6 protein-coding genes and 1 pseudogene are annotated in these 6,351 nt (G+C 49.2%); 2 read left to right on the forward strand and 5 right to left on the reverse strand.

Features of this window, described 5'->3' with window-relative positions:
- Positions 1–115 precede the first annotated feature (115 nt).
- From X965_RS17595 to X965_RS17605, 3 genes are all read right to left on the reverse strand, one after another.
- Positions 116–442: a hypothetical protein gene (locus X965_RS17595; protein WP_239670177.1), complete on the reverse strand. Its 327-nt coding sequence runs from the start codon at positions 440–442 to the stop codon at positions 116–118.
- A gap of 115 nt (positions 443–557) precedes the next feature.
- The gene (locus tag X965_RS17600; protein WP_004236182.1) at positions 558–2,030 is read right to left on the reverse strand and encodes an anion permease; all 1,473 of its coding nucleotides are present in this window, start codon (positions 2,028–2,030) and stop codon (positions 558–560) included.
- A 196-nt stretch (positions 2,031–2,226) separates the two neighbouring features.
- The gene (locus X965_RS17605; protein ID WP_036413815.1) at positions 2,227–3,165 is read right to left on the reverse strand and encodes a helix-turn-helix domain-containing protein; all 939 of its coding nucleotides are present in this window, start codon (positions 3,163–3,165) and stop codon (positions 2,227–2,229) included.
- 79 nt (positions 3,166–3,244) lie between these two features.
- Between X965_RS17605 and X965_RS17610 the strand changes: the two genes are divergently transcribed.
- Positions 3,245–3,841: a TetR/AcrR family transcriptional regulator gene (locus X965_RS17610; RefSeq protein ID WP_036419362.1), complete on the forward strand. Its 597-nt coding sequence runs from the start codon at positions 3,245–3,247 to the stop codon at positions 3,839–3,841.
- Positions 3,842–3,865: 24 nt separating this feature from the next.
- Here X965_RS17610 and X965_RS17615 read toward each other — a convergent pair whose 3' ends face one another.
- Both X965_RS17615 and X965_RS17620 read right to left on the reverse strand, forming a co-directional pair.
- Positions 3,866–4,807 (reverse strand): alpha/beta hydrolase, encoded by a 942-nt coding sequence (locus X965_RS17615; RefSeq protein WP_036419363.1) that lies wholly within the window; start codon positions 4,805–4,807, stop codon positions 3,866–3,868.
- 18 nt (positions 4,808–4,825) lie between these two features.
- Complete coding sequence (locus tag X965_RS17620; protein ID WP_004239048.1) at positions 4,826–5,476, reverse strand: LysE family translocator; 651 nt, start codon at positions 5,474–5,476, stop codon at positions 4,826–4,828.
- Between the two features lie 389 nt (positions 5,477–5,865).
- Between X965_RS17620 and X965_RS17625 the strand changes: the two are divergent.
- Positions 5,866–6,351: pseudogene (locus X965_RS17625) on the forward strand (hypothetical protein); the annotation flags it as partial.

Here is a 6,351-nt window from a genome sequence, read left to right on the forward strand (position 1 = left end):
ATTTCACCGCAGACGGATGTCGTTTTGTACCGGTGATATAAGCGGCGATGACCAGCTCTGCCGTGGTCAGCGGATTATGGCCGTTATCAATAATCAGTACCCGCTGTGCCGCGTACTAATGTGAGTCGCTGAGGGCATGTTCTGCAGCGGAATCAATGGCGCAGGTGGCCGCCAGCCATTGCAGACGCATCTGACAGAATGAGTGCGTGGCCGGACACCCGCTGCGGAACAGCGCTGCGGGAATGACCGGCGCGGGCTCTGCGTTATCCAGCAGAGCATAGGACGGATTATAGCGGCAGTGATAACGGTCAGTCTGCTCCATCGCTTTCAGATAGCGGGTTTCCGCCGACGGGGTCAGCGGCGCACAGGGCGACGGATTATCCGCGGACTGCTCAATCGCGCCGGTGTCCGCAGATACCGGCTGCACTATCTCCTTTTGCATCATCCCCCCGTGTTATCACTGATAAAAACTGCGGGGTCAGTATATAAGTATTCTTTATGCGATAATTCTTAATTCGGCAAAGAATACCCTCAGGAAGATGATGCCGGTCAATCTGTTACCAGTATCCGAGGAGTTTCCACCACAGGCTGCCGGCGATAATCCAGATAACCAGGTTAACGATGCTCATCACCAGACCGGTTTTCCACCACTCACCTAGGGTGGTGTAACCCGAACCGAAAATAATCGGGGCGGTGCCGGTGCCGTAATGAGTCAGTGACATCATCAGCGAGGAGGAAAACGCCAGGGTCAGCCCGAGCAGCATCGGCGGTGCGCCGAGTGCCAGTCCGGCGGCATAAAACGCCGCGAACATGGCGGTGATATGCGCAGTGGTGCTGGCAAAAAAGTAGTGGGAATAGACATAAAACAGCACCAGCAGCAGCATCCCGCCGGTCCAGCCGATCCCGAGATGGTCAATACCGCCGCCGACCGTCAGCGAGACCCATTTTATCAGCCCGAGTTTGCCGAGGAATGATGCCATCATTACCAGCGCGGCGAACCAGACCACGGTATCCCACGCCCCTTTGTTTTTCAGCACATCATCCCAGCTCAGCACACCGCTGCACAACAGGGCGGCAAGGCCGATAAAGGCGGCGGTAGTCGGGTTCACGTTATATTCACTGCCGAACAGCCAGCCGGGCACACCGGCCCACAATGCCAGCAGCAGGATAAAGACCCCGAGTGTGATTTTTTCCGGCAGGGACACCGGGCCGAGTTCGCGGATCCGCTCACGGGCAAACTCCGGGGCATCCGGGGTGGCAGTGATCTCCGGTTTATACAGAAAATAGATCACCAGCGGCATGGTGATCAGCGAGATCAGCGCCGGTAAAAATGCGGCCACTGCCCACATCGACCAGCTCAGCTCTGCTCCTTTACCGGCCTCCTGTACAATCAGGGTGACAATCAGCGGGTTAGGTGCGGTGGCGGTAATAAACATGGCGGACGTGATAGGGTTGGTATTGTAATTCACCAGCGCCAGATAGCGGCCGATTTTTCCGCTGGTGCCGTCATCGGCTTTTGAACCGAAACTGTCAGCGATAGAGCGCATAATCGGGTGGATGATCCCGCCGCCGCGCGCAGTATTACTGGGAGTGACCGGTGCCAGCACGGTTTCGGCGATCGCCAGGGAATAAGCGATACCCAGTGTTTTCTTGCCGAACAGGGAAATAAAATAGTACCCGATACGTGCCCCGAGCCCGGTTTTATTCAGGCTGAGGGAAACCATAATAGAGACCCCGATAAGCCAGATAAGCTCATTGGAAAAGCCGCTCAGGGCATCAGCGAGCGCAGCTTTCGCGGAGCCGGGATTAGTCACGCCGGTCAGGGCGACAAGGGCAATCGCCACCATGGAAACGGCACCGATAGGCATCGCTTTACCGATAATCGCGGCAATTGTACCGACAAAAAGTGCGAGCAGATGCCAGGCATTAGGATCAACGCCATCGGGTACCGGAACAGCAAACCAGATAATACAGGTAATAAGAACAGCGATTAAGGAAGGAACAGGTTTCAGCGGAGTCAGTTTATTCATAGGTCCGTCCGTGGTAATTGTATTTAACTGCCGGAGGGTGACGTATTTATACTGAGTTAATGAAGGTTATAGTATATTACAACAGGTTAATAACCGTGCTGAGATTTACTGACCGTAATCAATATTATGTCAGATACCGGTTATTTTTCTGTAACAGAAAATAACCGGCATGAACAGGGAGAAAATGCGGGAGAGATTAAAGTACCGGAATATAATAATCCACACACAGGTGCTCTGGCGGATTATCACTTATTGCTTCGGTTCGGGTATATTTTTCAATATCCAGTCCCGGACGGCGGCATAATCCGAGCTGCGGTAACGCGTATAAATACACATTGAAGGTGAAATCCCGGTAATCACGGAATAAGCCGTCAAAATGGAATTTTGCATATTTCCCGCGGTTGATCACCGCCGGTGTTAATTCGTTTTCCTGTACAATAAAGGCCGGATCATCCACCCCGATATGATAGCCGATAGCAATACATTCCGGTTGATCTGATGTTCTGTCATAGGCGGTGCGGACATAACAGTACGGAAGTTCCGGTGACACCAGACGGATAAAATCACGCCAGAATGTCGTGCGGATCTCTTCATGCAGATGGCCGATTTCATCCAGCGGTGACTGGTAGTGATAGCCTTTTTCCATAACAGCGATATCATCCAGCATAATAATGTCCGGCTGTGGCAGCGGCGGCATTTCCAGTTGTACCGGCGGTTGCAGCGTTGTCAGATCCCAGTTGGGATTACGGCGGTATTCTGTCGGGGTCATATTAAAGACTGCCTTAAAACGCCGGGCAAAAGATTGCTGGGAATCAAACTGATACTTCAGCGCGATATCACCGATGTTTTGTGTGGTCAGCCGTAATTCGGTGGCGGCTTTTGTCAGACGGCGGCGGCGGATATAGCCTGCCAGCGTCATATCGGTAAAGCGTTTAAAAATCCGCTGAAAATACCATTTGGTATAGCCGGAACGTTCAGCCACCACATCCAGCTGCAGTGACTTATCCAGGTTATGCTCAATCCACAAAATAATGTCTTTTATCACGCTGAGATAAAAGGCATTGTCATCCTGTTCTTTATCGGTGACCGGTACGGAATCAACGGATTCCGTGACAGTGTTATCATGTTTAAGCATAAGGATTTCCGTTTGTTGGCACCCAAAAAATACTGTGATACGATTACATACTGATAGTATGTAACAGGGCATTTTTACCATGAACACACTGACCAGGCAACAGGAAAATTCAGCACGGACGCGGCAGGCATTACTGATTTCGGCACACGGACTTTTTATTGAAAAAGGCTATCAGTCCGTTTCGATTGATGAAATTGCCCGTGATGCACGGGTCACAAAAGGGGCGTTTTATCACCACTTTAAAAGTAAAAGTGACCTGTTATTGCACTGCTATGAAATACAATTACAGAAAATCAGTGCTGTCCTCGATCATATTGAACCTCTGGCGGATAAATGGGAAGAGCTGCAGCTTGTTGTCCGCAGTTTTATGAATTATCTGGAACAGCATTACCGGGAACTGATTCCGGTTCAGGAAGTGATGCCGGTCGCCGGGTGGTATGAATTTGAGGATATTAACCGGCGCTATATCAGCAGCCGGGTGGATAATATTATCAGTCAGCTGAAAGCAGAGCAGACAATCAAAGAGTATGACTCTTATCTGTTATGCAGCCTGATCCACGGTTTTATGATGCATATTACCCTGAATATCAAAAGTCTCGCGGAATTCCCCGGCTTTAAAGATGATTTCACTGAAATTTATAATAACTTTCTGCAGACACTGAAAAAAACACCCTGACGGAATACATCCGCTGACATGACGTCAGCGGGCAGATAAAAAACGGGTAATAGCAGGAACCAGTTCCTGGTGCAGCGGCAGCGCCGGGTTATTGTAACTGGCGATAGCCGCCGCACAATCAGCAGGGGTCGCTTTCAGAACGTGATTCATGGTTGCTATCTCCGCATACTGATTATCCGGTGCGGTACGGATAAGCCGTTCGCCGTTTTCCGGAGGGATTTGACAGTCATGACCACCCTGAATAATCAGTCCCGGAACGCTCACTTTTGCCAGCTCTTCTGCCGGGTCATACTGCATCCACTCCATAAAATAGCGCTGTAATTCCGGGGCGAACAGAATATTGAGAGACGGCGGGACATTCTCCGTGGTTTTCTCTGCTTTCAGCCGGTCAATCACATCGTTGATATAGGCCAGCGCCTCCGGCGGGAATGGCTGGGTACTCATTTGTTTTTTCAGGATAATATCGATGGTATATCCCGCAGGTGAAACCAGGATAATCCCCGCCGGTTTATGCTGTTGCGCCATCAGGGTGGCAAACAACGCCCCTTCACTGTGGCCGAGCAGATACACCGGGGTGTCCGGATAGCGCTTTTGCAGAAAATCGAACCACGCCTGATAATCCCGCAGATAACCGGCAAAGGTGATATCTGCCGGGTTAACGGTTGCTGCACCGGCACCTGTTCCGGCTTTGTCGGTCCGCAGTGTGATATAACCGGCATCACTCAGGGCATCGCCCAGCATCCGCAGATTATCGGTCTGACTGCCCGGGCTGTTACCGTCACGATCCACCGGGCCGGAACCGGCAATAAACAGGATGACACCTTTCGGCGTGCTGTTTTCCGGCAGTGTCAGTGTGCCGTTAAGGCCGTTTATTTCAGCCGGGATATTTTTCCCGGCAGCAGCTGTCTGCAAAGAAATAAAAATAATCAGCAGAGCGGTAAAACAATGTCGTAAAACAGCAGTCACGGTAATATCCTGATTAAGTTAAGGCGTGCTTTTAAATGTCATATGAATAATTTTCAGTCCGACCAGACCGAGAATAATACCGGCGGTTTTATCAATCCAGAAGGCACAGCGATTAAATTGCTGACGTACTGCGGGCCGGGTCAGAAGATACATAATCAGGCTGTCCCAGATTAATACGGCCATCACCATCCAGAGTGCAATACCGGTTTTAAATAGTACGGAATTATCCTGACTTTCCAGCACAACAGTAAACAGACTTAAATAGAATAATAAATTCTTGGGATTTAACAGGCCGGAGGATAAGCCGACCAGAAATTCTTTTTTAAACGTACTCTGCGGATGTGTATTTCTGTCTTCAGCTGCCTGTGCCATCAGAAAACGGTAATCAGATTTTTTTGCCCGTAATGCCTGCCATGCGATAAAGAGCAGGAATATTCCGCCGAACAATTTAATCAGAATCATCAGCGTGACAGATTGTGCGAGGATAGCGCCTGCACCGGCCAGGCAGAGTACAATATACAGTGCATTGGCAGTGGCAATACCGGAGACAACACCAAATGCCACCCGTCTGCTGTTACGCAGGGTACTTTTTATAATCAGCAGAAAATCAGGCCCGGGGCTTATCAGAGCGATAAAGTGAGCGAGCGCCACAGCAAAAAAAATCATCATGATGATTATCCGGCACAGAAATGAAGTAATAAAAAAAACATATCACTGAACCGGGGATTGTCATACAGAAATATTGTCAGGGTGCACATAATGCGCGATAACATCGCCTGATGACGAATAGTTAAATATTAATAACGAATTAAAATAATCTGCTTTTTTACTGCTGCGCGGGTGGTGACAGTAATAATGCAGATTGGCGATAACAGAAAAGAAACTACGGAAAAAATACAATAACGCCTGATGATATAAGTCATCATCCTGTTATTTTCCGGCTTTACCTGATTATTGTGTTTTTAGCCGCCGGGATTTGGCGGTAATTTATCCTATGCCGGGTAAATAAGGATTGATAATATCGGGACTGTGTTCAGAACAATATGATGAGATCGATTATGAAAACCGCAATAAAACTAAGTGTATTAGGTTCTGCCGTATTATTAATGGCCGCCTGTGACAGTCTGGATCCGGACAGCACTAAAAATGAATTCTGGTACAGCAACCCGACTGACACCACACTGACCTTTAAAGTGGATGACAAAGAATACACCACCGAACCGGGTACCGCCGCGAAACTGAAATTATCACCGGGTATGCACAGCATTGAGAATGCGAAGGGTGAGAAACAGAATTTTATGGTGTATGACAATAACAGCGGCGGCATTATTAACCCGGATAATCACGTCTATTATATGTTGTCTGAGGTCTATGCGGTGGAAGGGCAGAGCGATCGCTTTAAACCGGCGCTGTATGATGTCACCATTAACGGCCATGATTTACAGATGCCGGTGCGCAGCAGCAATGCCACCCTGATTGACCACAATCTGTTTAATTGCAGTTATCCTGTCGGTACGGCGTTCCCGGAAGAAATTACCACCAGT

This window comes from Morganella sp. EGD-HP17, from assembly GCF_000512315.2.
In the GTDB taxonomy this organism is placed as follows: Bacteria; Pseudomonadota; Gammaproteobacteria; order Enterobacterales; family Enterobacteriaceae; genus Morganella; species Morganella morganii.

What these genes read in the sequence shown, in the direction of transcription:
- X965_RS17605 (WP_036413815.1), bottom strand. Translation starts at nt 3,165, where the DNA reads ATGCTTAAACATGATAACACTGTCACGGAATCCGTTGATTCCGTACCG.
- X965_RS17595 (WP_239670177.1), bottom strand. Translation starts at nt 442, where the DNA reads ATGCAAAAGGAGATAGTGCAGCCGGTATCTGCGGACACCGGCGCGATT.
- X965_RS17610 (WP_036419362.1), top strand. Translation starts at nt 3,245, where the DNA reads ATGAACACACTGACCAGGCAACAGGAAAATTCAGCACGGACGCGGCAG.
- X965_RS17600 (WP_004236182.1), bottom strand. Translation starts at nt 2,030, where the DNA reads ATGAATAAACTGACTCCGCTGAAACCTGTTCCTTCCTTAATCGCTGTT.
- X965_RS17620 (WP_004239048.1), bottom strand. Translation starts at nt 5,476, where the DNA reads ATGATGATTTTTTTTGCTGTGGCGCTCGCTCACTTTATCGCTCTGATA.